This is a genomic window from Cyanobium sp. BA5m-21, from assembly GCF_024346235.1.
GTDB classification, from domain to species: Bacteria; Cyanobacteriota; Cyanobacteriia; order PCC-6307; family Cyanobiaceae; genus Cyanobium_A; species Cyanobium_A usitatum.
The window spans coordinates 21,857-41,733 of the sequence record NZ_JAGQCO010000012.1; the positions used below are offsets into that span (position 1 = coordinate 21,857).

Genomic DNA, 19,877 nt, shown 5'->3' on the forward strand with positions numbered 1-19,877 from the left:
CAGTCTTGTTGACTGAAACAGGCTGGCTGGCGCCTGCCCTCAATGGCGGCTTCGCCTATAGGGATCGCATCGCCCCCAGGTCCGCCGGCCGGAGCGTCAGCGCTTTTTATGCCGGTTGCTATAGCCATTCAACGCCTACCGATTGGCTGCAGCGCCTCGCCGCCGGGGAGATCTCCAGGAACGGCCAGCAGCTCCAGGCCGATGGGGCCCTCGCAGCCGGAGATCGGCTGATCTGGCATCGGCCCCCCTGGCAGGAGGCGGCCGTGCCGGTGTTGCCCAGCCCCCTGTTCGACAACGGCGACCTGCTGGTGTTCAACAAGCCCAGCGGCCTGCCGGTGCTGCCGGCCGGTGGCTTCCTGGAGCACACCTTGCTGGCCCAGCTCCAGGACCGCTGGCCCGAGGCCCGGCCCGTGCACCGCCTGGGACGCTTCACCTCGGGCCTGCTGGTATGTGCTCGCAGCTCCACCAGCCGAGCCTGGCTAAGCGCCCTGCTGCGGGAGAGCACGGCGCAATGCCGCTGCACCAAGACCTACCGGGCCCTGCTCCAGCCCCCGGTCCCCGAGTCCCCTTTGCTGGCGCTGGAGCCCGACCAACAGCTCAGCCTCACCACGCCGATTGGTCGCTGTCCCCATACCCGGCTGGGCACCATATGGGCCGCGGCTCCGGCGGATCCGGTTGCCCTGCCGGCCCGAAGCGAATTGCGTCTGCTGGAGCGAGGCGAGCGGGCCTGGTTGGTGGAGGTCACGATCGCTACGGGGCGGCCCCACCAGATCCGCATCCACACCGCCGCCGCCGGGGCGCCCCTGCTGGGCGATCCGCTCTACGTCCCGGGCGGGTTGGCCGCCGAGCAGGCCCTGCCGGGGGATGGTGGTTACCACCTGCACGCCCACCGGCTGCGGTTGGTCTGCCCCGATGGCGACCTGCTTGCGCTGGAGGCGCCGTTGCCCGAGGCCCTGCGCGGAGCTGCTGATGGCTGAAGTTCAAGCTCCGGGCCTGCACCTGCGCCACTGGCCGGCCTGGCTGGCGCCCAGCGCCGCGGCTGAGCTGCTGGAGCGCCTGCAGCTCGAGGTGCCCTGGAAGCAGGAGGCGATCACGATTTACGGCCGCCGCCACCTGCTGCCGCGGCTCACCTGCTGGATGGCCGATCCCGGCTGCGGCTACAGCTACAGCGGCCTGGCCAACGCGATTGAGCCCTGGTCGCCGGCTGCCGCCGAGCTGCGCGAGGCCCTGCAGGTGCTCACGGGCTGGCGCTTCAACTCCCTGTTGCTCAATCGCTACCGCGACGGCCGCGACGCCATGGGCTGGCATGCGGACGATGAACCCGAGCTCGAGCCCACCGCCCCAATCGCCTCCCTCAGCCTTGGGGCCCCCCGCGACTTCCGCCTGCGGCCCCAGCCCAGCCCGCGCAATCGCGCCGCTGTCACCTCCGGTGCCTGCCAGTTGCCTGCTGGTTTTGGCGATTGCACTCCGTTCAACATTCCATTGCAAAACGGCGATTTGCTGTTGATGGAGCCCCCCACCCAGCTGTGGTGGCAGCACGCCCTGCCGCGCCGGCTGCGGCTGCAGCAGCAGCGCCTCAACCTGACGTTTCGGGTGGTGCGGGCCAGCCGCTAATCAGCCCCGCTCGAAGGCGATCAGGCGGGAGAAGTAAAAGGGCGCCTTGTTGAGGCTGCGGCGCATGGGCTTGAAGCCGGCTTTGGCCGCGGCGGCCACGATGCCCGCCTCGCGCAGGGTGTAGGCCCGGGTGGTCTTGCTGGGGCCGGGGAACAGCTGGCCGATGCCCTTGAGCAGGGCTAGCAGCGGCGTGTAGGGGGCGAAGCTCACGATCAGGTGCCGCTCCGCCATCGAGGCCAGGTGGCGCACCATCTCCTCGGCCGGGGCTTGGGGGTAGTGGATGAACACATCCAGGCAGATCACCGTGTCGTAGCGGCCCTCCAGGCTCTCGAGATCGGAGGCCAGGAAGCTGATCTGGCCGGGCTTGACGCCCAGCTCACCAGCGCGGCGCTCCGCTTCTTGCACCATCGCGGCGGAGAGGTCGGAGGCGGCGATTGAGCCCGCACCCAGCTGGGCTAAAGGCAGGGTCAGGCTGCCTACGCCGCAGCCGGCATCACAGAAGCTGCGCTGCTCAAGGTTGCCCTGCTCCTGCAGCCAGGCCAGCACGTTGTCCACCGTCTTCTGGTGGCCGATGCGGATGTTGCGCTGCACCCGGTTGACGTCGTCGCTGTCGCTGTAGATGCGATTCCAGCGCTCGAAGCCGGTGGTTTCGAAGTAGCCCTTCACCTCGAGTTTTTCGGCGGCTGTTTTGGCTGCGGTGGGCATCGAGCGCGGCACAGGGCCTAGAAGTGGATTGGATCTTAGGGAGCGGCTCCTGCTAGAGCCCATGATCCCGCGTCGTGTATACACTGAAATTGTGCTGTCTACACGGCTTGGCCATGGCGCTGAACATTCGCAATCCAGAGGCAAGCAGGCTTGCCTCTGAGGTCGCTGCTCTCGCTGGAGAAAGCAAAACCGTCGCCGTGATCCTGGCCCTCGAGGAACGTCTGCAGCGGTTACGCCGCCAGCAGACGTTCCGTCCTGACGCCCAGGAGCTACTCGTCAGTCGTCTTGATCAGATCGCCCTGAGCTGTGCTGCCAGGCCGATGCGCGACCAGCGCACGGCAGAGCAGATCCTCGGCTACGACGCCCGTGGCCTGCCCTCCTGATGGTGATTGACACCTCTGCCGTGCTGGCAATCCTCCAGGACGAGCCCGAGCGCAGTGCTTTCAACACCGTGATTGCCGCCGCCAAGAGTTGCATGCTCTCGGCGGCGTCCCTTGTGGAGCTCTCCATCGTGCTCGAAGCGCGCTTAGGCCGTGACGGCCAGCGCGATCTGGATCTGTTCCTCAGCACGGCTCAGATCAACATCGTGGCTGTTGATCGCGATCAGGCCGAGCTTGCCCGCAGTGCCTTCAGCCGCTACGGCAAAGGCCGGCATCGTGCTGGCTTGAATTTCGGCGATTGCTTCTCATACGCCCTAGCGAAGGGAGCTGGAGTTCCCTTGCTGTTTAAGGGCAACGATTTCAGTGATACCGATCTTCAGTCGGCCTGGAACCCCGCTGCCAGCTGAGTCCGGCGGGCCCCTCCTGCCAGCGCAGGGTTTCCGCTAGGGGCATGCCCAGCAGCATTTGGTCGAGGCTGCGGTCATCGCCCAGCACCCGCCGGGGCAGCACGGTGGCCGCGGCGATGGCCCGGGCCGGCTCACCGGTCCACTGGGCCAGGCGCCGCACCCCCTCCAGCAGGGGCAGGGTGACGCCGGCCAGGGTGCCGTCTTCCAGCCGGCAGCTGCCGTCGGCCACGATCAGCAAGCGCTCATCCCAACGGTGCTGGCCTTCGCCGAGGCCGTAGGGGGCCAGGGCATCGCTCACCAGCACCACTTGCTCAGGTGCCAGCCGCTGCAGCAGCACCGCCATGGTGGGGGCCACGTGCACCCCATCGGCGATCAGGCCGATTGCCACATCCCCCCGCAGGGCGGCCGCCGCCACCGGCCCTGGCGCGCGCCGGTGCATGTCAGGCATGGCGTTGAAGGCGTGGGTCAGCATCGTCACCCCGGCAGCGAAGGCTGCCTGGGCCTGGGTCTCGCTGGCGGCGCTGTGGCCCAGGCTCACCACGATGCCCCGCTCGGCCAGGGCGGTGATCACGGCGCCAGCGCCCTCCAGTTCCGGGGCCAGGGTCACCAGATCGATGTCGCTTTCAAAGCCGTCAATGCGTTCCATCAGGGCGGCCAGGCTGGGGGCGGCCAGGTGCTGGGCGGGATGGGCGCCCCGGCGACTGGGCTCAAGGAAGGGACCCTCCAGGTGGGCGCCCAGTAGCTGGCAGCGGCCTGGTCGGTGGGCTGCCCGCGCCTCGGCCAGCACGGCCAGGGCTTGGCGCAGGGGTGGAACGCCGCAGGTCACCAGGGTGGGGCAGATCGCTTCGACACCATCGCGCCAGAGCAGCTCCAGCAGCGCTTCCAGCTGGGGAAGATCGGCCGGCGTGAGCTCCGGAAAAGCCAGGCCCAGTCCGCCGTTGATCTGCAGATCCACCCCGGCCGGGCTGAGCCAGTCGCCGTGCCAGTCGTCACCGGCGGCCCGGCTGCCGGCGGGCAAAGGCTCCACCAGGCTGATCAGATCGTCGTCGTCAAGGCCGATGCGCCAGCGCTGGTTGGCGCCATGGCTGCAGCGCTTGGCCTGGGGCAGTCGCACATTGCTGAGCCAGCGCATGGGCAGAAGGGCCGCCAGACGGGACAATGCCATTCTCCGCCTGCGCCTGCGTGGTTGCCATCCCCCCTTCCGATTCGCCCGCGGGCCCCGGTGTTCCCAGGGTCGCGGTGGTGATGGGCAGCGACTCAGACCTGCCCACGATGCAGCCGGCGGTGCAGGTGTTGGAGCAGTTTGGAGTGGCGGTAGAGGTGCGGGTGCTCTCTGCCCATCGCACTCCCCTGGAGATGGTGGAATTTGCCCAGATGGCCCGCGGGCGCGGCTTCAAGGTGATCGTGGCCGGCGCCGGCGGCGCCGCCCACCTGCCCGGCATGGTGGCCGCCCTCACCACCCTGCCGGTGATCGGCGTGCCGGTGCAAAGCCGGGCCCTATCGGGTGTGGATTCGCTCCATTCGATCGTCCAGATGCCCGCTGGTATTCCGGTGGCCACGGTGGCGATCGGTAATGGCCTCAACGCTGGCCTGCTGGCGGCGCAGATCCTTGCCACCGCTGATCCCCGCCTCGCCCAGGAGATCTCGGACTACCGCGATGGGTTGCACGGCCAGGTAACGGCCAAGGACTCCCGCCTGCAGCAGCTGGGCAGCCGGGCTTATCTGGAGCAGATGGGCTGATGCTGGAACGGCTCGTTCTGCCCCCCTGGCTCAAGGCCGGCCTGGCCCTGCCCTTGCTGGTGCTCAACCTCTGGGTGCTGCGCCAGCTGCTGTTGCCCCTGGCGCCCTTCCCGGCCCTGTTTGTGGCGGCCGCCCTGATCGCCTTCCTGCTGGATTTGCCCAGCCGCTGGCTGATGGGCCGCGGTCTGCCGCGCTGGCTTGCCTACGCCCTGGTGGTGGGGGTGAGTGTGGGCCTGATCGGCCTGGCCGCCGTCTGGCTGGTGCCGCGGCTGGTCGAGCAGTTGGGCGAGCTGATCACGGCCCTGCCGGGCTGGTTGGCCCAGGGGGAAACCCTGTTGCAGCAGCTGCAGGCCTGGGCGGTGGCGCGGGGTCTGCCCACCGATTTTGGCGACCTCAGCAGCGAGCTGCTCACCCGCACCAGCCAGCTGGCCCGCCAATTCAGCCAGCAGCTGCTCAGTCTGTTGGGCACCACCGTGGGCCTCACGGTCAACACCGTGATCGTGCTGGTGCTGGCGGTGTTTCTACTGCTGGGAGGGGAGGGCATCAGTTCCGGCCTGGCCCAGTGGCTTCCCCTACGGGCGCGCAGCCTGGTGGTCACGACCTTGAACCGCACCTTCCGCGGCTACTTCGCCGGCCAGGTGTTGCTGGCCCTGATTCTCAGCGTTGCCCAGATCGTGGTGTTCACCCTGCTGGGCATTCCCTATGGAGTGCTGTTTGCGGTGGCGATTGGCTTCACCACCCTGGTGCCCTATGCCAGTGCCCTCACGATCGTGGCGGTGAGCGTGCTGCTTGCCCTGGATGATCCCCGCACGGGCCTAGAAGTGCTGGCCGCAGCCATCAGCGTTGGTCAGGTGGTGGACCAGGTGATCCAGCCCCGGCTGATGGGCCGGATTGTGGGCCTGCAGCCGGCCTGGCTGCTGATCAGCCTGCCGTTGGGTGCGCGCCTGGGCAGCCTGCTGGGCCTGGGGGATCTGCTCGGCCTGGTGCTGGCGGTGCCGGTGGCCAGCTGCGCCAAAACCTTTCTTGATGCCTGGGGAGAGCAGCTGCGCTCCGGTGAGGTGCCGGTGTTCAGCTCCCCTGCGGGATCACGCCCTGAGCTGCCAGATAGCTGAGCACCACGGCCACCGACTCCTCCAGGTTTTGGCTGCCGGTGGGCACCCGCAGCTCGGGCTGCTCGGGGGCCTCATAGGGGCTGGAGATGCCCGTGAACTCCTTGATTTCGCCGGCCCGCGCCTTGGCATAAAGGCCCTTGGTGTCGCGCCCCTCGCACACCTCCAGATCGGCGGCGCAGTGGATTTCGATGAAGTCGCCGGGGTCCACCAGGGCGCGGGCCTTGTCGCGGTCGGCCTTGAAGGGCGACACGAAGGCGGTAAGCACCACCACCCCCGCATCCAGAAAAAGCTTGCTCACCTCGCCAATGCGGCGGATGTTTTCCTCGCGGGCAGCATCGGAGAAGCCCAGGTCCTTGCAGAGGCCGTGGCGGATGTTGTCTCCATCCAGCACGTAGCAGCTGAGTCGCTGTTCAAACAGGGCGGAGTTCACGGCGTTTGCCAGGGTGCTTTTGCCCGAGCCGCTGAGGCCGGTGAACCAAAGGATGGCGCTGCGGTGGCCGCGCTGCAGGGCCCGGCCAGAGCGATCCACCGAGGTGTGGTGCCAGGCGATGTTGGTGGAGGCTCCCTGGGTGGTGACTTCGCCGTAGGTCGGGTTGGTGGGAGCGGCGGACATCGGCGCAGGGCGTTGGGACGGATGGGGACATTCTCTCCTGTGCCCCGCGTCAGGCCCTTGAGAGGTGCTTTGTTGTCTGGTGCACGAGGGCTGATTTTGATTCTAGAATTAAAATCTAGAAAAATTTTCCGCAATGGCTGTCAGCATCAAGAGCCCTCGGGTGGACGCCCTGCTCGAGCAGCTGCGGCAGCTCACGGGCAGAGGGTCCACGGAGATTGTGCGGGATGCCTTGGAGCTGGAGCTGCAGCGGCAGCGGTGGTTGAGCCGGCGCAGGCGCCTCAGTGCCGAGTTACCAGTCCTGCAGGATCAGGCCATTGAGACGGCCAAACCTTTTCATCCCGATTCGCTGTACGACGAGCAGGGCTTGCCATCGTGATTCTGGTTACTTCGCTGCTGCTGGCGATTCTTCAGCGAGAGCCGGGGTGGGAGCGACACCAGCAGACGCTCGAGGAGGCAGAGGTCCTACGCATGTCCGCAGGCACCCTGCAGGAGCTGCTGCTGGTTGCTCACTGCCGTGGAGTGCTCGAACCGATGCAGACCTTGCTGGATCTGATTGACCCCGATCTTGTGCCGGTGGATGCGGATCTGGCAGAGCGCGCTCTCGGCATCTTCAAGCGTTTTGGCAAGGGCCAGGGTCATCCGGCCCAGCTCAACTTCGGGGATTGTTTTGCGGCGGCCCTGGCTGAGCGTGACCAATTGCCCCTTGGCTACATCGGCGACGATTTCACCAAGGCGGGTTTCTGAGGTTGGTGGCGCTTGCCTTTCATCCCCCCGCCTGCTTGGGCCGGAAGCCCTCCTTCTCCAGCGCCGCCAGGGCCGGGGCCACCTGGTCGCCCTGCAGCTCGATCACGCCGTCTTTGACGGTGCCGCCTGTGCCGGCAACGGCCTTGAGCTGCTTGAGCAGTGTTTTCAGCTCGGCTTCCGGCGCCTCAAGGCCCGTGATCGCCGTCACCAGTTTTCCCCCTTTGCCTGCCTTGGTGCGTTGCACCCGCACCCGCTGCTGGGCCTTTGGGCTGGGTGCGCCCGCCGGGCCGGCCCCAGAGGCGGTGGGTCTGGCCGTGCTTGCGGCGTTGCTGCTGAATTCCTGCCAGCCGCCCTTCTTGGCCATGCCCAATCCTGCAACGCTGGTTCGGATTCTGGTCGGCGCAGCCTTCCCCGTGATCGCAATGCCCCCGGTTCGGGCCTTAACCCAGGGGTCTCGCCACGTCCGGGAATGCAATAAGTACAGCGCGGTCTTCCGTGACCAGCGGCACCCCCAGTTGCTGCGCAGCAGCCACAAATTCGCAGTCGTAGGCACTGCAGCGGCTGCTGTGAGCCAGCTGCAAGACCTGTTCGGACGCCACCGGTTCGTCCTGGCCAGCCAGCAGCACCTCTGCCCGTTGCATCAGCGCCACGGCCTGCGGGAGCAGGAGCAGGTCACGCCGCAGGTAAGTGGTGAGCACATTCCGCCACTCACTGCGCCAGAGCGGCGGTGCTGCCCAGCGGGGTTGATCGAGCAACAGAGCTTCTGCCAACTTTGTTTTGGGCCCTGGCAGCAGCAGATAGGCCAGCACGTTGGTGTCGACAACAATCAAGGCCGACCTTCGCACTTGAAGGCATCGATCTCAGCCGGATCAAAGCTGTGCCGAGCCAGGCTGTCGCGCAGGGTCCGAATCTCTCCTAGCTGCTGCTCTGCGGCCAAGTGGTCATGGCCTAGTCCGGCCTCCAGGCAAACGATCGCTTCATTGTTGAGGCTGCGCCGGTGCCGCTTGGCCGCCGCGGCGAGCCGGGCATGAAGCGCCTCGGGCAGGTTTTTGAGTGTGATGGTTTTGGCCACGGCAGCCAGCGATCTCAAGGCGATACAACCATTATGGATCCGTTCTGGACCCTTGCAGGCCGTGGTTCTGGATCGCCGTGCGTCGTCCAACGATGCTCGTGTGCTGGAAGCGCTGCTGCCGGCCGCTGGCTTCTTAGGCTTACAAGATCTGATAGCGCCACCGGTGACAAGCACCGTCTCTCCCATCTCCGCAGCCAGCGGCGTCGATCCAGCGGCCCTGGAGCGCGCAGCTCGCCCAAACAGCCTGGGCCGCTACGGCCAGTTCGGCGGCCAGTACGTGCCGGAAACCCTGATTCCCGCTCTTGCGGAGCTGGAGCAGGCCGCGGCTGAGGCCTGGAAGGATCCGGCCTTCACCGACCGGCTCAACCACCTGCTGCGCACCTATGTGGGGCGCCCCAATCCCCTCTATGAGGCCGAGCGGCTAACGGAGCACTACCGCCGGCCCGAGGGCGGCCCGCGCATCTGGCTGAAGCGGGAAGACCTCAACCACACCGGCGCCCATAAGATCAACAACGCTCTTGGGCAGGCGCTGCTGGCACTGCGCATGGGCAAAAAGCGGATCATTGCCGAGACCGGCGCTGGCCAGCACGGCGTGGCCACCGCCACCGTGTGCGCCCGCTTCGGGCTGGAGTGCGTCGTTTACATGGGCGCCGAGGACATGCGCCGTCAAGCCCTCAATGTTTTCCGCATGCGGCTGCTGGGGGCAACGGTGCAACCTGTGACTGCCGGCACTGCCACCCTCAAGGACGCCACCAGTGAGGCGATCCGCGACTGGGTCACCAACGTGGAGAGCACCCACTACATCCTCGGCTCGGTAGCTGGGCCCCACCCCTACCCGATGCTGGTGCGCGATTTCCACGCGGTGATCGGTGAGGAAACCAAGCGCCAGTGCCACGAGGCCTTTGGCCGCAATCCCGATGTGCTGGTTGCCTGTGTGGGCGGTGGCTCCAACGCCATGGGCCTGTTCCATCCCTTCGTGCAGGACACGGACGTGCGTCTGGTGGGGGTTGAGGCCGCCGGCGATGGCGTGGCCACCGGCCGCCATGCCGCCACCATCACCGAGGGCCGCGTTGGGGTGCTTCACGGCGCCATGAGCCTGCTGCTGCAGGACGAGGAGGGCCAGGTGCAGGAGGCCCACTCGATCAGCGCCGGCCTCGATTACCCCGGCGTCGGCCCCGAGCACAGCTACCTCAAAACCATCGGCCGGGCTGAATACGGCGCCGTGACAGACACCGAGGCACTGGACGCCCTGCAGCTTCTGTGCCGGCTGGAGGGCATCATCCCGGCACTGGAAACGGCCCACGCCTTCGCCTGGTTGGAGAAGCTCTGCCCCACCTTGGCCCCCGGCACTGAGGTGGTGCTTAACCTCTCGGGCCGCGGCGACAAGGACGTGAACACTGTGGCCGAGAAGCTCGGCGACAAGATGGGGGGCTGATTCAAGCCTGTTGGGATCAGCCCAGAACTGGGAAGTCGAAACGATTGCCGAATAGCGAAAACAGCACCTGCCACAGGTTGGGGTGCTCCTTGATCTCCTCGGCCGCCGCGTTCTCGATTGTTTGCAGCTGATCGGGGCTCAGTTCGAGGCCGGTGGCAAGACGAGAAAGGATCGCGCGCTCTTGCTCGCAGATGAATTCATCGTCCTGCTGCTGTCTTGATGCGGAAGCCACCATCACGGCGGTTTTCATGGCCAGTTCCCGTTGCTCCGGATTTATCAAAGCTGCCAGATCCTCGATGCAGGAGGGATCAGATAATTGATCTTCCCAATTAATAATTTTGGCCTGAAGTTTGTATTGTTTGCTCAGAGAGTCCAAGAGGTTCTCTTCTTCAAGAGATACCCCACCATCGGCAAGGGCAACCAGATTGAGAATTCTCAGGATCACTCCTGCTGATTGGAGGTCCATTAACTGGTTGAGCTGATGTTTGAAATCAGTTTACCGGCTTTGACTGGTGAAATATTTGGCGCTGCGATTGATCGCCAAGGGCCCGATCTAGCGCAAAAGCCTTTCCAGCGCCTGGGCCACCGAGCCCACGGCGGCTCGGGCCGTGGCATAGGCCATGCGCATCGGCCCCACCAAGGCCACCTGGCCCACGCCGCCGTCGCCGCTGCGGTAGTTGGCCTGCACCACGGCGCACTGGTGCAGGGCCCGGTGGGGATGCTCGGCGCCGATCCAAATGCCTGGCTGGGGTAGGAGCTGTTGGGGCGCATCCTCCACCAGCTCCACTAAGGGGCGCAGGCTGAGGGTTTGGCTGAATTCCGGCTGGGCAAGCAGGCCAGCGAGGCCCATGGCTACAGCGCCTTCGCCCTCCAGCTGGCGCGACTGCCCATGACTAGCCAGCGCTTGACGCAGCACGGCGCCGCTGCTGGTCAGGTGGGAGGGCAGGGCGGCCCAGTCGATGCTGCCGCCCTCGAGTTGGACCGCGACCCAGCGCTCAAGGGACGCCAGTTCCGCTACTGCAAGGCAGGGCAGCCGCAAGTTGAGGCTGCTGGCTGTGGAGCCCCCCTCCACCAGGAACACCAGCAGGCGTTCACCACTGGCTACCAGTCGGAGGGCCTGCAGCTGGGACTGCTGGCGTTGGGGCCTGGTGATCAGGCTGAGCAGGCCCGTGAGATCTGCCAGGCGCCGGCTTAGATGCAGGAGCAGATCGTCGAGGGCTGCCCACTGCAGACTGAGTCCGGTGAGTTCGCGCTCCAGCTGCAGGGCGGCCGCGCCTGGTGCGGGCAGCAGCTGATCAACGTAGGTGCGATAGCCCTGCTGGCTGGGGATTCGGCCAGCGGAGGGGTGGGGCTGGGTGAGCAGGCCACGCTGCTCCAGGGCTCCCATGGCTGAGCGCACCGTTGCCGGGCTGGCCTGCAGGCCAAAACGGCGCACCAGGGTCTGGCTGCCCACCGGCTCCATCGTGTCGACGTAGTGGCGCACGGCGAGCTGCAGTACTTCCTGCTGCCGGGCGGGCAAGGGCCTGGGTGAGGCGGACTGCAAGCGGGCGCCGCTGGAGTGAGGCGATCGTACGCAGCCCTGCGGGTGTCAGTAGCGGGGTACGGCTGGATCGACCTCCACACTCCAGGCATCGATGCCCCCTTGCACATTCCAGACGTCACCAAAGCCGTGTTCCTGCATCAGCCAGCAGCCCAGATGCCAGCTGCGCACGCCGGCGTGGCACAGCACGGCTACGGGGCGGTCGCGGTCGAGCAGCTGGTTGAGCTGGCCAATCCATTCGTTAGATCGGCCCAGGGGCAGATGCACCACGGCATGGGGCAGGCGGGCCAATTCCAGTTCGGTGTCTTCGCGCACGTCCACCAGCTGGATCGCCTCGCCCCGCTCCAGCCGCTCTTGCAGGTCGCGGGCCCGGATTGTCTGCGGTGTCGTTTCGATAGGTGCCATGGCGGGCAGACGGGGTGGCTTGGGGTCAAGATGGACCCATCCTGCGTGGGGCGCATGAAGGCCCGCCCGTTTTTGGCGGTCGTGCTGGCGGTGACATTGCTGTTGCTGAGCCTGGCGGCGGGTGGCTGGTGGCTGGTGCTGCAGCACTCCCCCTTGCAACTGCAGCACCAGCAGCTGGTGTCGCCCCGGGCGGCCCGCTTTGTGCCCCGCCAAGCCGCTCTGAGCCTCTATCTGCTCAGCGATGGTGAGCAGCTGGTGGGCTACGCCCGGGCGGTGGCTCCCCCCCGCCAGCGGCGCCAGGCGGCTGAGGCGGTCGCGGGTCTTAGGGATGGTGCTTTCGCCGCCGCCGGCCTCGACTATCCCGGCGAGCTGGCCCCCTGGCTGGGCCGCGAACTTGGCTTTGCCCTACTAGCTTCCGAGCCCGGGGCGGCCCCCGCTGGCTGGTTGCTGGCCCTGCGCAGTCGCGACGCTGACGGCGCCCGCCGTTTCCTGCAGCGCTTCTGGCAGACCCGCAGTCTTGCTGGCACCGACCTGCAGATCAGCAGTTACCGCGGCATGGGCTTGATCAGTGGCCGTGGTGCCCTGGTGGGCACCAGCCCGGTGCCAATCGCTACGGCGCTGATCGATGACGACCTGGTGTTGATCGCGTCGGGCCGGGGGGTGCTGGAGCAGGCCCTCGACGTCTCCCAGATCGATGAGCTCAACCAGGCGGCCAGCCCCCGCTTTAAGCAGGCGGTTCAACGCCTTGACCAGGGGGCGCTGCTGCTAACAGCACGACCGGAAACGCTGGGGCCCTGGTTGGGGTTGCCGGCTGAGTTCACGGCGCCTGGGGTAGTGCAGGAGCTGGTGGCCAGCCTGCGCCCCCACAACCGCTCCTTGGAGCTGGATGCCCTGCTCCAGCTCGCTGCAGATGCCGCAATGCCGGCTCCCTCGGCGGATGGCACTGCGGAAATTGACCCCACAGGAGCGGCTTTACTAGCGGCCCTGCAGGGCCCCTCAGAGAGCTTGGCCCTGGTGCAGCGCCCCGCCGCTTGGCCGGCCTACTGGCAGCCCCTGCTGGCGGCGGTGCTGCAGGCCGAGCCGGGATCGTTCCCGGCCCTGGTGGCTGCCGCCGCCGATGGCCCGCTGCTGCGCAGTGAGGCAAGTGAGGGCTGGTTGCTGGGCACTGGCGCCGACCAACCGCAGCCGGACGCCCTCGCTGGGGTGCTCGCCGCCGAGGGATTGATCGCCGCGCCGCTGCCGGTGGAAGGGGATCCCGATCTGCGGGTCTGGACCAGGCTGGAGGCTGGCCAGGCTGGACGCCGATTCGCCCGCGGCGATGCCAACCAGCTGCAGGCCAGCCTGGAGGGCGCCCGCTCCAGCCAGGGCCGACTGGCTTGGTGGGGTCAGACCCTGGCGGTGCTGCAGGAGCAGCGTGACTCCCGCAAGCCGCCCCGGCTGCGGCTGGAGCAGCTCGCTGGCCTCGATCTACCCCAGGCTCCCCTGCAGTGGGCTATGGCGGCGGGCCGGGCCCAGCCCTTGCTGAAGCGCTGGAGCACCTGGCAGCTTTTGTCGGCCCTGGCCGGCCAGCCCCTGGCCCCGGCCGTGCAGAGCCTGAGCCTGGGCTGGGAAGCGCAGCCTGATGCCAACCTGCACCTCAAGGCCCGCCTTGAATTCGGTTGATGGCTAAAGCTGAGCGCGAACTGCTGCTCTGGCGCCATGGCATCGCTGAAGATCGCCATCCTGATCGCCCTGATCAGGAGCGGGCCCTTACGGCTGAAGGCCGTCAGCGCACTGCGGCCGTGGCGGCGGAGTTGTGCCGCTTGCAGCTCCACTGTGATCGCATGCTGAGCAGCCCCCTGCGGCGGGCGCTGCAGACCGCTGAAATTGGCGTGGCGGCTGGTCTAGCGCCGGCGATGGAGTTGGAGGATCGCCTGGCGCCGGGTGGTGATCCGCTGCCGCTGCTGCAGGAGGGCACTTGGCAGCGCCTTGGCCTGGTGGGCCATGAGCCAGACCTGGGCGAGCTGGCCTCGAGCCTGCTGGGGTTGCCGGCGGGCACAATTTCTCTGCGCAAGGCAGGCATCGTGCTGCTGCGCCTGGGCCCAACCGGGGCCAGCCTGGAGGCCCTAATTGGCCCACGGTTGCTGCGGCTACGGCGGGATGGCCAGCGGCAGCCGTAAGTTCGCCTTAGTGAGTGCGGTGGAGAAGCTTGGTAGTAACAGGAGCGGCTACCCCAGCCCCATTTCGGCCGGGTTTGGAAGGGGTGCCGGCTACCCAGTCGTCGATCTGCGACATCGATGGCCAGCGGGGGGTGCTCACCTATCGCGGTTACCCCGTAGACCAGCTGGCATCCAGCAGCTCCTTCCTGGAGACGGCCTATCTGCTGATCTGGGGCGAGCTACCCACTACTGAGCAGCTGCAGGAGTTTGAGCAGGAGGTGCAGATGCACCGCCGGGTCAGCTTCCGCATTCGGGACATGATGAAGTGCTTCCCCTCCGGGGGGCATCCGATGGATGCGCTGCAGAGCAGCGCCGCCTCCCTGGGCCTTTTTTATTCCCGTCGAGCCCTCGACAACCCCGAATACATCGTTTCGGCGGTGGTGCGGCTGATCGCCAAGATCCCCACGATGGTGGCGGCCTTCCAGCTGATCAGGAAGGGTCAAGATCCGATCCAGCCCCGCGACGACCTGGCCTACGCCGCCAATTTTCTCTACATGCTCACGGAGCGGGAGCCCGATCCGCTGGCGGCCCGCATCTTTGACGCTTGTCTAATCCTGCACGCTGAGCACAGCCTCAACGCCAGCACCTTCAGCGCCCGAGTGACGGCCAGCACCCTCACCGACCCCTATGCCGTGGTGGCGTCAGCGGTTGGCACCCTGGCGGGCCCCCTGCACGGCGGTGCCAATGAAGATGTGCTGGAGATGCTCGGCCAGATCGGCAGCCCAGATCAGGTGGCGCCCTGGCTGGATCGGGCGATTGCCGGCAAGCAAAAAATCATGGGTTTTGGCCACCGGGAATACAAGGTCAAGGACCCCCGGGCTGTGATTCTCCAAAGTCTGGCGGAGCAGCTCTTTGACCAGTTCGGTCACGATCCGATGTACGACCTAGCCCGCAAGCTGGAGGAGGTCGCGGCCGAGCGCCTGGGGCCTAAGGGAATTTTCCCCAACGTCGACTTTTATTCAGGCCTTGTGTACCGCAAGCTCGGTATCCCTGAAGACCTCTTCACGCCCATTTTTGCTATCGCCCGCACGGCTGGCTGGCTGGCCCATTGGAAGGAGCAGCTGGGGGCTAATCGCATCTACCGGCCCTCCCAGATCTATACCGGTCAGCCCTCCCGTGACTGGCAGCCCGTGGGGGCCCGCTAAGTTGACCCCATCTAAGCTGCCGCCATGCTGACCACCACGGCTCCGGGCCTGGATCTAGAGGCCAGTTTTGAGCAGGCCCTGCAGGGCTTCGGCCTGAGTCCTGCCGCCGCCCACCTGTTGTGGCTGCCCCTGCCCATGGTGCTGGTGCTGGTTGCGGCCGTGGTGGGCGTGCTGGTCAACGTCTGGCTGGAGCGCAAGATCTCAGCAGCGGTGCAGCAGCGCATTGGTCCTGAATACGCCGGCGCTTTAGGGGTGCTTCAGCCGATGGCCGATGGCCTGAAGCTGGTGTTCAAGGAAGACATCATTCCGGCCCGGGCTGATGGCCTGCTGTTCACCCTCGGCCCAGTGCTGGTGCTGATTCCGGTGATTCTCAGCTGGTTGGTGGTGCCCTTCGGCCAGCACCTGCTGATCAGCAACGTTGGCATCGGTATTTTTCTTTGGATCTCCCTGAGCAGCATCCAGCCAATCGGCCTGCTGATGAGCGGCTACGCCTCCAACAACAAGTATTCGCTGCTGGGCGGTCTGCGGGCGGCGGCCCAGTCGATCAGCTACGAGATCCCCCTGGCCCTGGCTGTGCTGGCCGTGGTGATGATGAGCAACTCGCTCAGCACCGTTGACATCGTCAACCAGCAGACCGGCGCTGGCATCCTCAGCTGGAACATCTGGCGTCAGCCGGTGGGCTTCGTGATCTTCTGGATCTGCGCCCTAGCCGAATGTGAGCGCCTGCCCTTTGACCTTCCTGAGGCGGAAGAGGAGCTGGTGGCTGGCTACCAGACCGAGTATTCGGGCATGAAGTTCGCCCTCTTCTATCTCGGCAGCTACATCAACCTGGTGCTCTCGGCCCTGCTGGTGTCGGTGCTTTACCTAGGCGGCTGGGGTTTCCCCATCCCCGTGGAGTGGCTGGCCAGCTGGCTGCACCAGCCGATAGATGCACCCTTGGTGCAACTGATCACCGGCTCGGTAGGCATCGTCATGACGGTGCTAAAGGCCTACCTGCTGGTGTTTCTGGCGATCCTGCTGCGCTGGACCACGCCACGGGTGCGCATCGACCAGCTGCTCGATCTGGGCTGGAAGTTTCTGCTACCGATTGCCCTGGTCAACCTGCTGATCACGGCAGCGCTCAAGCTGGCCTTCCCGGCTGTGTTTGGCGGCTGACCGCGCCTGAGCACCAGCTTTTCTCCAGACCAGCCATCATGGGCTGACCCATTCCGACCGCCTCCCCCCAGAGCCAACTCCATGTTCGGGTTTCTCAAGAAAGTCGGTGACTACACCCGCGATGCGGTGGGTGCGGCCAACTACCTGACCCAGGGTCTGGCGGTGACCTTTGATCACCTGCGGCGCCGGCCGATCACCGTTCAGTACCCCTACGAGAAGCTGATCCCCTCCGAGCGCTATCGGGGCCGCATCCACTACGAATTCGACAAGTGCATCGCCTGTGAGGTGTGTGTGCGGGTCTGCCCGATCAACCTGCCGGTGGTGGATTGGGTGATGAACAAAGCCACCAAGAAAAAGGAGCTGCGCAACTACTCGATTGACTTCGGGGTGTGCATTTTTTGTGGCAACTGCGTGGAGTACTGCCCCACCAACTGCCTGTCGATGACCGAGGAATACGAGCTGGCAGCTTTTGATCGCCACAGCCTCAACTTCGACAACATCGCCCTTGGTCGCCTGCCTACCAGTGTCACCAGCGATCCGGCCGTAGTTCCCCTGCGGGAGTTGGTCTACCTGCCCAAGGGAGTACTGGATCCTCACGATGTGCCGGATACGGCGCCGCGGGTGGGCAAACTGCCCGAGCAGGTGCTCGAATCCCTGCCTAGCGGAGACGCGTCATGACTATCGCCTCCATTACCCAGCTGATCTGCTTCGTTGCTCTCTCCGCCACCTTGGTGCTTGGAGCCCTCGGGGTGGTGTTGCTGCCCAACATTGTTTATTCGGCCTTCCTGCTGGGCGGAGTATTTCTTTCGGTGGCAGGTCTCTACCTGCTGCTAAACGCCAGTTTCGTGGCAGCGGCCCAGGTGCTCGTCTATGTGGGCGCCGTCAACGTGCTGATCCTGTTCGCGATCATGCTCGTCAATAAAAAGGAAAATCTGGCGGCCATTCCCGGGCTTGGTCTACGGCGTCTGCTCTCCGGCGCTGTCTGCGGTGGCTTGTTTTTGCTGCTGATTCGGGTGGCCTTCACTACCCCTTGGCCCCTACCTGGCCCAGAACCCGTGGGCGAGGAGGCCACGATTCGCATTGGCGAGCACCTCTTCAGTGACTACCTACTGCCCTTTGAGCTGGCTTCGGTGCTGCTGCTGATGTCGATGATCGGCGCCATCGTTTTGGCCCGCCGCGATGTGCTCAGCAGCGATGTGATCACAGGTGAGGCAGTCGATCAGGGCCTGATCGAGAAGGAGCGCACCCCCCTGTTGCTGGAAAACTCTCCTCGCTAGCGGGCGTTTCCGCGCCCTCTCAGCCTCACTGCCACCGCCATTATTGCCACCGTCATCGTTGCCACCGTCATGGAGTTCACCATCCCCACCACCATCCCCCTCCAGGCCTACCTGGCCCTGGCGGCGATTTTGTTTTGCACCGGTGTCTGGGGATTGATCAACAGCCGCAATGCGGTGCGCGTGTTGATGAGCATTGAGCTGATGCTTAATGCCGTCAACATCAACCTGATGGCTTTCTCCAACTATCTTGATGGCCAGCTGATCCGCGGCCAGGTGTTTGCCATCTTCGTTATCACCGTGGCCGCGGCTGAAGCGGCCGTTGGTCTGGCGATCCTGCTCTCCCTCTATCGCAACCGCGAAACGGTTGATATGGAGCGCTTCAACCTGTTGCGCTGGTAGCCGGTCCTTTAGCGATGCGGCTTGAGCGGGTCTGGCTGATTTCTAGGTCTGGCAGCCAGGCGGCCAACCGCCAGGCCAAGCGCTGTGCAGAAGACCTGGCGGCCCAGGGGGTGCACGTGGTGGTGGCCTCCAGTGGCCTGGCCCGCAATCCCTTTCCCGGCTTGCTGGCCACGGAAGCCGAGCTGCCCGATCTAGCCCTGGTGCTGGGGGGCGATGGCACCGTGCTCGGTGCGGCACGCCATCTGGCCCCCCTCGATGTGCCGATCCTCAGTTTCAATGTGGGCGGCCACCTCGGCTTCCTCACCCACGATCGCCGTCTGCTGCGCCTGAGCACCGACGCCCTCAAGATCGAGGAGCACAGCCTCTGGGACCGGCTGCGTCAAGACCGCTTTGCCTTGGAGCGGCGCATGATGTTGCAGGCCCATATCGACCGGGGAGACGGCGTTGATGTCTCAGAGATCGGCCATCTGGCTCTCAACGACTTCTATTTCCGGCCCTGCCTCGATGAGGTCTCCCCCACCTGTTTGCTGGAGCTGGAGATCGATGGTGAGGTAGTGGATCAATACCGCGGCGACGGCCTGATCATTGCCACTCCCACCGGCTCCACTGGCTATTCCATGGCTGCCGGTGGGCCGATCCTGCACCCGGGCATCGAAGCGATCGTGGTTAATCCGATCTGCCCGATGAGCCTCTCGAGCCGGGCCGTGGTGGTGCCGCCTAGGGCCCAGCTTTCGGTGTGGCCCCTGGGCGAAACCAGTCGCCGGGTCAAGCTTTGGAAAGATGGCGCCCACGCCACCGTGCTTGAACCCGGCGATCGGGCCTTGGTGGAGCGCAGCCCTCACCCGGCCCTGCAGGTGCTGCTGGAGCAAAGCCCCTCCTACTACCGCACCCTCACCCACAAGCTGCATTGGGCTGGCAGTCTCACCGCCATTGAGCCGTCCCACAATTAACCCCCCCTGCTGCCCCCCGCCCGAAATCGCCCCATGGCCCTGGAAATTGAACGCCGCTTTCTGGTGCAGGGGCTGGACTGGCGCCGCCATATCTGCTGGCAAGCCCAGCTGCAGCAGGGCTACCTGGTGGCGAGCGCCGATGGCTTCACCGTGCGGGTGCGCCGTGCCAGCGGTGAAGAGGCCGTAGCCGGTGCCTGGCTCACCCTCAAGGCCCGCACCGAGCAGCTTCTTGAAGCCCCGGGCCTGCTGCCGGAGGGATTGGTGCGCCAGGAATTCGAATATGCCATTCCAGAGGCGGATGCTGCTGCCCTGCTGGCGTTAGCGCCCCAGGGCCTTTGCAAAGTGCGCTACGGCCTTGATCTGCCAGGTGGGGAGTGGGTGCTCGACGTCTTTGAGGGTGCGAATGCACCGCTGGTGGTGGCCGAGGTGGAACTGGAGCCGCAGGGGCTGGTGCAAGGCCTGGCCCTCCAGCCGCCCGCCTGGTGCGGGCGTGAGCTAACTGGGCGCCATGAGCTAAGCAATGCGGCCCTGGCCCGCCGGCCCCTGGCTCTCTGGCCAGAAGCGGAGCGCTTGGCCCTGTTCGAGCCTGCAGCTAGCTAATTTTGCCGGGTTCAATCGAGCAGCAGTTGAAGCCGTCACGGCAGATTTTGCCGTGGTCCATGGCCCAATTCAGCAGGGCTACCCGGTTCTTGGCGCCTGTTTTGGTGAAGACGTTGCTCACGTGGTTGTCCACGGTGCGCTTGCTGATCGTCAGCGATTCGGCGATCTCCTGGTTGGTTAGGCCCTTAGCCACCAATTCAATTATCTCAATTTCCCGCTCCGAAAGCTCATGGCGCACCTGGCCGAGGGAGCCTCCCGTGGCGTGATTGGAATCCATGGGCCCAAGTCGAGCGCTTGCCAGCACTGTAGGCAGGGCGCTGTTCCATGATGGTCCTAAGTGGCGCGATTGGTTTGTTGCTTCAACGGGCACTTGCTAGCGGGCAGCC

The 19,877-nt window shown here is 65.7% G+C and carries 28 protein-coding genes; 18 read left to right on the plus strand and 10 right to left on the minus strand.

The window, feature by feature from the left end; genetic code table 11:
• Positions 1 to 5: 5 nt before the first annotated feature.
• Together KBY72_RS05565 and KBY72_RS05570 are read left to right on the plus strand one after the other, a co-directional pair.
• Positions 6 to 977, plus strand: a complete 972-nt coding sequence (locus tag KBY72_RS05565; protein WP_254932171.1) for an RluA family pseudouridine synthase — start codon at positions 6 to 8, stop codon at positions 975 to 977.
• Positions 970 to 1,614 (plus strand): alpha-ketoglutarate-dependent dioxygenase AlkB family protein, encoded by a 645-nt coding sequence (locus KBY72_RS05570; protein ID WP_254993210.1) that lies wholly within the window; start codon positions 970 to 972, stop codon positions 1,612 to 1,614. The genes KBY72_RS05565 and KBY72_RS05570 overlap by 8 nt, the downstream gene beginning before the upstream one ends.
• Here KBY72_RS05570 and bchM read toward each other — a convergent pair whose 3' ends face one another.
• Positions 1,615 to 2,319, minus strand: a complete 705-nt coding sequence (gene bchM, locus KBY72_RS05575; RefSeq protein WP_254993212.1) for a magnesium protoporphyrin IX methyltransferase — start codon at positions 2,317 to 2,319, stop codon at positions 1,615 to 1,617.
• 113 nt (positions 2,320 to 2,432) lie between these two features.
• Here bchM and KBY72_RS05580 point away from each other — a divergent pair, with 113 nt between their 5' ends.
• Positions 2,433 to 2,702 carry a type II toxin-antitoxin system VapB family antitoxin gene (locus tag KBY72_RS05580; protein WP_254962255.1) on the plus strand — a complete coding sequence of 90 codons (270 nt, stop codon included), beginning with the start codon at positions 2,433 to 2,435 and terminating at the stop codon, positions 2,700 to 2,702.
• Positions 2,702 to 3,106 carry a type II toxin-antitoxin system VapC family toxin gene (locus tag KBY72_RS05585; RefSeq protein WP_254962256.1) on the plus strand — a complete coding sequence of 135 codons (405 nt, stop codon included), beginning with the start codon at positions 2,702 to 2,704 and terminating at the stop codon, positions 3,104 to 3,106. Before KBY72_RS05580 ends, KBY72_RS05585 begins: the two co-directional genes overlap by 1 nt.
• On the opposite strand, the gene KBY72_RS05590 is transcribed toward KBY72_RS05585, so the two are convergent.
• A complete protein-coding gene (locus KBY72_RS05590; protein ID WP_254931877.1) occupies positions 3,060 to 4,238 on the minus strand; it encodes an N-acetylglucosamine-6-phosphate deacetylase in 1,179 nt (392 codons plus the stop codon). The two genes, KBY72_RS05585 and KBY72_RS05590, sit on opposite strands and share 47 nt — an antisense overlap.
• A gap of 26 nt (positions 4,239 to 4,264) precedes the next feature.
• Between KBY72_RS05590 and purE the strand changes: the two genes are divergently transcribed.
• Together purE and KBY72_RS05600 are read left to right on the plus strand one after the other, a co-directional pair.
• Positions 4,265 to 4,846, plus strand: coding sequence for a 5-(carboxyamino)imidazole ribonucleotide mutase (gene purE / locus KBY72_RS05595; protein ID WP_254993214.1), 582 nt, complete (start codon positions 4,265 to 4,267; stop codon positions 4,844 to 4,846).
• Positions 4,846 to 5,958, plus strand: coding sequence for an AI-2E family transporter (locus KBY72_RS05600; RefSeq protein ID WP_254962259.1), 1,113 nt, complete (start codon positions 4,846 to 4,848; stop codon positions 5,956 to 5,958). The genes purE and KBY72_RS05600 overlap by 1 nt, the downstream gene beginning before the upstream one ends.
• On the opposite strand, the gene cysC is transcribed toward KBY72_RS05600, so the two are convergent.
• Positions 5,915 to 6,571 carry an adenylyl-sulfate kinase gene (gene cysC, locus KBY72_RS05605; protein ID WP_254931870.1) on the minus strand — a complete coding sequence of 219 codons (657 nt, stop codon included), beginning with the start codon at positions 6,569 to 6,571 and terminating at the stop codon, positions 5,915 to 5,917. The two genes, KBY72_RS05600 and cysC, sit on opposite strands and share 44 nt — an antisense overlap.
• A gap of 133 nt (positions 6,572 to 6,704) precedes the next feature.
• Here cysC and KBY72_RS05610 point away from each other — a divergent pair, with 133 nt between their 5' ends.
• Positions 6,705 to 6,947, plus strand: coding sequence for a type II toxin-antitoxin system VapB family antitoxin (locus KBY72_RS05610; RefSeq protein ID WP_254931871.1), 243 nt, complete (start codon positions 6,705 to 6,707; stop codon positions 6,945 to 6,947).
• Positions 6,944 to 7,315, plus strand: a complete 372-nt coding sequence (locus KBY72_RS05615; protein ID WP_254931872.1) for a type II toxin-antitoxin system VapC family toxin — start codon at positions 6,944 to 6,946, stop codon at positions 7,313 to 7,315. Before KBY72_RS05610 ends, KBY72_RS05615 begins: the two co-directional genes overlap by 4 nt.
• Before the next feature lie 19 nt (positions 7,316 to 7,334).
• Here KBY72_RS05615 and KBY72_RS05620 read toward each other — a convergent pair whose 3' ends face one another.
• The 3 genes from KBY72_RS05620 to KBY72_RS05630 form a co-directional block, all read right to left on the minus strand.
• Complete coding sequence (locus KBY72_RS05620) at positions 7,335 to 7,679, minus strand: translation initiation factor (RefSeq protein ID WP_254931873.1); 345 nt, start codon at positions 7,677 to 7,679, stop codon at positions 7,335 to 7,337.
• Positions 7,680 to 7,755: 76 nt separating this feature from the next.
• Positions 7,756 to 8,145, minus strand: a complete 390-nt coding sequence (locus tag KBY72_RS05625) for a type II toxin-antitoxin system VapC family toxin (RefSeq protein WP_254931874.1) — start codon at positions 8,143 to 8,145, stop codon at positions 7,756 to 7,758.
• Positions 8,142 to 8,405, minus strand: a complete 264-nt coding sequence (locus KBY72_RS05630) for a FitA-like ribbon-helix-helix domain-containing protein (RefSeq protein ID WP_254993216.1) — start codon at positions 8,403 to 8,405, stop codon at positions 8,142 to 8,144. The genes KBY72_RS05625 and KBY72_RS05630 overlap by 4 nt, the downstream gene beginning before the upstream one ends.
• 145 nt (positions 8,406 to 8,550) lie before the next feature.
• On the opposite strand from KBY72_RS05630, the gene trpB reads away from it, so the two are divergent.
• Positions 8,551 to 9,822 (plus strand): tryptophan synthase subunit beta, encoded by a 1,272-nt coding sequence (gene trpB, locus KBY72_RS05635; RefSeq protein WP_396121860.1) that lies wholly within the window; start codon positions 8,551 to 8,553, stop codon positions 9,820 to 9,822.
• Between the two features lie 16 nt (positions 9,823 to 9,838).
• Here the strand turns inward: trpB and KBY72_RS05640 are convergent, their stop codons facing one another.
• The 3 genes from KBY72_RS05640 to KBY72_RS05650 all read right to left on the minus strand — a co-directional run bounded on the left by KBY72_RS05640 (position 9,839) and on the right by KBY72_RS05650 (position 11,767).
• Positions 9,839 to 10,288, minus strand: coding sequence for a TerB family tellurite resistance protein (locus KBY72_RS05640; RefSeq protein WP_254961654.1), 450 nt, complete (start codon positions 10,286 to 10,288; stop codon positions 9,839 to 9,841).
• Positions 10,289 to 10,375: 87 nt separating this feature from the next.
• Positions 10,376 to 11,284, minus strand: a complete 909-nt coding sequence (locus KBY72_RS05645) for an HrcA family transcriptional regulator (RefSeq protein ID WP_106632723.1) — start codon at positions 11,282 to 11,284, stop codon at positions 10,376 to 10,378.
• A gap of 126 nt (positions 11,285 to 11,410) precedes the next feature.
• The gene (locus KBY72_RS05650; RefSeq protein ID WP_254961657.1) at positions 11,411 to 11,767 is read right to left on the minus strand and encodes a rhodanese-like domain-containing protein; all 357 of its coding nucleotides are present in this window, start codon (positions 11,765 to 11,767) and stop codon (positions 11,411 to 11,413) included.
• A 54-nt stretch (positions 11,768 to 11,821) separates the two neighbouring features.
• Between KBY72_RS05650 and KBY72_RS05655 the strand changes: the two genes are divergently transcribed.
• From KBY72_RS05655 to KBY72_RS05695, 9 genes are all read left to right on the plus strand, one after another.
• Positions 11,822 to 13,429 (plus strand): DUF3352 domain-containing protein, encoded by a 1,608-nt coding sequence (locus KBY72_RS05655; RefSeq protein ID WP_254993218.1) that lies wholly within the window; start codon positions 11,822 to 11,824, stop codon positions 13,427 to 13,429.
• Positions 13,429 to 13,926, plus strand: a complete 498-nt coding sequence (locus KBY72_RS05660) for a SixA phosphatase family protein (protein WP_254961659.1) — start codon at positions 13,429 to 13,431, stop codon at positions 13,924 to 13,926. Before KBY72_RS05655 ends, KBY72_RS05660 begins: the two co-directional genes overlap by 1 nt.
• Positions 13,927 to 13,940: 14 nt before the next feature.
• Positions 13,941 to 15,110, plus strand: a complete 1,170-nt coding sequence (locus tag KBY72_RS05665) for a citrate synthase (protein ID WP_254961661.1) — start codon at positions 13,941 to 13,943, stop codon at positions 15,108 to 15,110.
• 24 nt (positions 15,111 to 15,134) lie between these two features.
• Positions 15,135 to 16,265 carry an NADH-quinone oxidoreductase subunit NuoH gene (nuoH, locus tag KBY72_RS05670; RefSeq protein WP_106632671.1) on the plus strand — a complete coding sequence of 377 codons (1,131 nt, stop codon included), beginning with the start codon at positions 15,135 to 15,137 and terminating at the stop codon, positions 16,263 to 16,265.
• Between the two features lie 81 nt (positions 16,266 to 16,346).
• Positions 16,347 to 16,943 carry an NAD(P)H-quinone oxidoreductase subunit I gene (ndhI, locus tag KBY72_RS05675; RefSeq protein WP_106632670.1) on the plus strand — a complete coding sequence of 199 codons (597 nt, stop codon included), beginning with the start codon at positions 16,347 to 16,349 and terminating at the stop codon, positions 16,941 to 16,943.
• On the plus strand, positions 16,940 to 17,542 hold the full coding sequence (locus KBY72_RS05680) for an NADH-quinone oxidoreductase subunit J (RefSeq protein WP_254961662.1): 603 nt from the start codon (positions 16,940 to 16,942) through the stop codon (positions 17,540 to 17,542). The genes ndhI and KBY72_RS05680 overlap by 4 nt, the downstream gene beginning before the upstream one ends.
• A gap of 69 nt (positions 17,543 to 17,611) precedes the next feature.
• Entirely contained in the window at positions 17,612 to 17,941 is a 330-nt protein-coding gene (gene nuoK, locus KBY72_RS05685; protein ID WP_254961663.1) for an NADH-quinone oxidoreductase subunit NuoK, read from the plus strand.
• Between the two features lie 14 nt (positions 17,942 to 17,955).
• Complete coding sequence (locus KBY72_RS05690) at positions 17,956 to 18,891, plus strand: NAD(+) kinase (RefSeq protein WP_254961664.1); 936 nt, start codon at positions 17,956 to 17,958, stop codon at positions 18,889 to 18,891.
• A 33-nt stretch (positions 18,892 to 18,924) separates the two neighbouring features.
• Positions 18,925 to 19,491, plus strand: coding sequence for an adenylate cyclase (locus KBY72_RS05695; protein WP_254961666.1), 567 nt, complete (start codon positions 18,925 to 18,927; stop codon positions 19,489 to 19,491).
• Here KBY72_RS05695 and KBY72_RS05700 read toward each other — a convergent pair.
• Positions 19,484 to 19,768, minus strand: coding sequence for a helix-turn-helix domain-containing protein (locus KBY72_RS05700; RefSeq protein ID WP_254961667.1), 285 nt, complete (start codon positions 19,766 to 19,768; stop codon positions 19,484 to 19,486). The genes KBY72_RS05695 and KBY72_RS05700 overlap by 8 nt on opposite strands.
• Positions 19,769 to 19,877: the final 109 nt, after the last annotated feature.

Coding starts and splice junctions, on each gene's coding strand:
- nuoH (WP_106632671.1), top strand. CDS start 15,135: ATGCTGACCACCACGGCTCCGGGCCTGGATCTAGAGGCCAGTTTTGAG.
- KBY72_RS05650 (WP_254961657.1), bottom strand. CDS start 11,767: ATGGCACCTATCGAAACGACACCGCAGACAATCCGGGCCCGCGACCTG.
- purE (WP_254993214.1), top strand. CDS start 4,265: ATGCCATTCTCCGCCTGCGCCTGCGTGGTTGCCATCCCCCCTTCCGAT.
- nuoK (WP_254961663.1), top strand. CDS start 17,612: ATGGAGTTCACCATCCCCACCACCATCCCCCTCCAGGCCTACCTGGCC.
- KBY72_RS05610 (WP_254931871.1), top strand. CDS start 6,705: ATGGCTGTCAGCATCAAGAGCCCTCGGGTGGACGCCCTGCTCGAGCAG.
- KBY72_RS05700 (WP_254961667.1), bottom strand. CDS start 19,768: ATGGATTCCAATCACGCCACGGGAGGCTCCCTCGGCCAGGTGCGCCAT.
- KBY72_RS05570 (WP_254993210.1), top strand. CDS start 970: ATGGCTGAAGTTCAAGCTCCGGGCCTGCACCTGCGCCACTGGCCGGCC.
- KBY72_RS05580 (WP_254962255.1), top strand. CDS start 2,433: ATGGCGCTGAACATTCGCAATCCAGAGGCAAGCAGGCTTGCCTCTGAG.
- bchM (WP_254993212.1), bottom strand. CDS start 2,319: ATGCCCACCGCAGCCAAAACAGCCGCCGAAAAACTCGAGGTGAAGGGC.
- KBY72_RS05585 (WP_254962256.1), top strand. CDS start 2,702: ATGGTGATTGACACCTCTGCCGTGCTGGCAATCCTCCAGGACGAGCCC.
- KBY72_RS05600 (WP_254962259.1), top strand. CDS start 4,846: ATGCTGGAACGGCTCGTTCTGCCCCCCTGGCTCAAGGCCGGCCTGGCC.
- cysC (WP_254931870.1), bottom strand. CDS start 6,571: ATGTCCGCCGCTCCCACCAACCCGACCTACGGCGAAGTCACCACCCAG.
- KBY72_RS05660 (WP_254961659.1), top strand. CDS start 13,429: ATGGCTAAAGCTGAGCGCGAACTGCTGCTCTGGCGCCATGGCATCGCT.
- KBY72_RS05620 (WP_254931873.1), bottom strand. CDS start 7,679: ATGGCCAAGAAGGGCGGCTGGCAGGAATTCAGCAGCAACGCCGCAAGC.
- KBY72_RS05695 (WP_254961666.1), top strand. CDS start 18,925: ATGGCCCTGGAAATTGAACGCCGCTTTCTGGTGCAGGGGCTGGACTGG.
- KBY72_RS05640 (WP_254961654.1), bottom strand. CDS start 10,288: ATGGACCTCCAATCAGCAGGAGTGATCCTGAGAATTCTCAATCTGGTT.
- KBY72_RS05645 (WP_106632723.1), bottom strand. CDS start 11,284: ATGGAGCCGGTGGGCAGCCAGACCCTGGTGCGCCGTTTTGGCCTGCAG.
- KBY72_RS05680 (WP_254961662.1), top strand. CDS start 16,940: ATGACTATCGCCTCCATTACCCAGCTGATCTGCTTCGTTGCTCTCTCC.
- KBY72_RS05590 (WP_254931877.1), bottom strand. CDS start 4,238: ATGCGCTGGCTCAGCAATGTGCGACTGCCCCAGGCCAAGCGCTGCAGC.
- KBY72_RS05690 (WP_254961664.1), top strand. CDS start 17,956: ATGCGGCTTGAGCGGGTCTGGCTGATTTCTAGGTCTGGCAGCCAGGCG.
- ndhI (WP_106632670.1), top strand. CDS start 16,347: ATGTTCGGGTTTCTCAAGAAAGTCGGTGACTACACCCGCGATGCGGTG.
- KBY72_RS05655 (WP_254993218.1), top strand. CDS start 11,822: ATGAAGGCCCGCCCGTTTTTGGCGGTCGTGCTGGCGGTGACATTGCTG.